Annotated in this window: 2 protein-coding genes; one reads left to right on the forward strand and one right to left on the reverse strand. The window is 47.4% G+C overall.

Annotation, left to right across the window (positions count from 1 at the left end; translation table 11 throughout):
- A partial coding sequence (locus tag IQ219_RS19210; protein ID WP_194073676.1) for a four-carbon acid sugar kinase family protein occupies positions 1-817 on the reverse strand: 817 nt, incomplete at its 3' end.
- A gap of 105 nt (positions 818-922) precedes the next feature.
- Between IQ219_RS19210 and IQ219_RS19215 the strand changes: the two genes are divergently transcribed.
- Positions 923-1963 carry a hemolysin family protein gene (locus tag IQ219_RS19215; protein WP_190599490.1) on the forward strand — a complete coding sequence of 347 codons (1041 nt, stop codon included), beginning with the start codon at positions 923-925 and terminating at the stop codon, positions 1961-1963.
- Positions 1964-1974 lie beyond the last annotated feature (11 nt).

A 1974-nucleotide genomic window follows, 5' to 3' on the forward strand; every position in this document is an offset into this window, starting at 1 on the left:
CCCCTGGTTGGTCAGTGGGCTTATAGCTGGCCATGGCCACCGGAGCCACTGGTTGGGGGCCCAAATTAGCAAGGGACGTGAGAATACTGGCCGCACTCCGCAACAGAAAATGTTTGCCCTGGTCACTGGCTATCAACATACTTTCTGCTAAGCGATCAAAATCCTTTTGAGTTTCCCCATCCACCACCACACACTGGTTATGGCTAAAACCCATCAGGCGATCGCCTAGGGATTTATCCGAGGAAGCATTATCAGCATCACTAAGATCCCCCAGGGTGATGCGCTCCACTTGGGCTGCTCCAATCTTACCTTGGGTTTTTTCCGCCACATAATCGGGCAAATAACTATGGTGGTAGCCAAACACCGAATCCTGGGCAAATTCCGTTGCTGCCACTGGCACGAATTCACCGTCCACAATCAAGTAATGGACACTATCCTTGGTCACCCTTCCCCCCTCAAAAAAGGCTGGCACTAGAAAATGGGCATCAAAGGGTCCCAACTCCCGGTTAATCACATCAGTTTCCAAGGGGTAATGGCCCCGCAGAGTAGAATCAGAGCGACTCACCACCAAGTAGTGATCGACGGTTTCCGCCGCTAGGGCCAATTTTAAATTCTGGCAAATTTCCGTTACCACCTCTTCCGCTTCCGCCGGAGGCAAAGCCCTAGTGTTGCTGAGGATAAAAAAGATCGGGCTTTGATCCTGCAGGCCCCGCCGCAGAGTTGCCAAATCCCACTGCATCAGTAATAGGCAACTGTGAACCGTTTGGGAACCGGTGGGGTCATCATCAATGACAATGATTTTGGTGGGGTCAGCCATGGGAAAGAAGAATGTGCAGAATTCGTGAAGATTTTGTCCTTAGGCCTCCAGTCTAGGGGAAAATAGCCATGGTCTATAATTTTGGTAGATTCGTTTTGGGCTTTTATGCTGGAAATTCTGGCGGTTATTCTCGTTGTTTTATTAGGTTCTGGTATTTGTTCCTGTTCCGAAGCAGCTTTGTTTTCTGTGCCCCTGGTCAAAGTGCGGCAGTTGTCCCAATCAAATAATCCCTCTGCCATCGCCCTGCAGGCCATTCGCCACAAGATGAATCGCCCCATTGGCACCATAGTTGTACTCAATAACATCTTTAATATCGTCGGTAGTATCACCATCGGCAGTCTGGCGGCCAAACACCTGCAAGATGCTTGGATGGGAGTTTTTTCTGGGGTCTTGACCCTATTGATTATTGTTTTTGGTGAAATTATTCCTAAAACCCTAGGGGAAAGATACGCCACTAACATTGCCCTGTTGATCGCCATTCCCCTGAGATTTTTAACCTTACTTTTTACTCCTCTGGTGTGGTTAATTGAGCAGATTACCAATCCCTTCACCCACGGCAAAAGAATGCCCAGCACCAACGAGGCGGAAATTAAGTTTCTAGCTACCCTTGGTTACAAAGAAGGGGTAATTGAGGGGGATGAAGAACAAATGATTCAACGGGTTTTCCAGCTCAATGATTTAATGGCGGTGGATTTAATGACCCCAAGGGTGATTATCACCTATCTTTTGGGCGAACTAACTTTAGGGGAATGTCAACAGGATATTATCCAATCCCAACATACCCGGATTTTGATTATCGATGAGTATATTGACGAAGTGCTAGGTATTGCCCTCAAACAGGATTTATTAACTGCTTTAATCCAAGGGGAAGGGGATAAAACCATTGGTGAGCTAGCCAGACCAGCCCAATTTGTGCCCGAGGGCATGAGGGCCGATAAATTGCTTAAACAATTCCAAGAAAAACGGGAACATTTGATGGTGGTTATTGATGAGTATGGCGGCGTTGCCGGGGTGGTTACCCTAGAGGATGTTATTGAAGTTTTAACAGGGGAAATTGTCGATGAAACCGATAAAAACATTGACCTCCAGGAAATTGCCCGCAAGAAAAGAGAAACCCTATTGAAACAACGGGGGCTGGCTGCCTAGAATTTCTCGAT

The organism is Synechocystis sp. LEGE 06083, from assembly GCF_015207725.1.
In the GTDB taxonomy this organism is placed as follows: domain Bacteria; phylum Cyanobacteriota; class Cyanobacteriia; order Cyanobacteriales; family Microcystaceae; genus Synechocystis; species Synechocystis salina.

Excerpts from the sequence above, each read along its gene's own strand:
- IQ219_RS19215 (WP_190599490.1), top strand. The coding sequence starts at position 923 with ATGCTGGAAATTCTGGCGGTTATTCTCGTTGTTTTATTAGGTTCTGGT.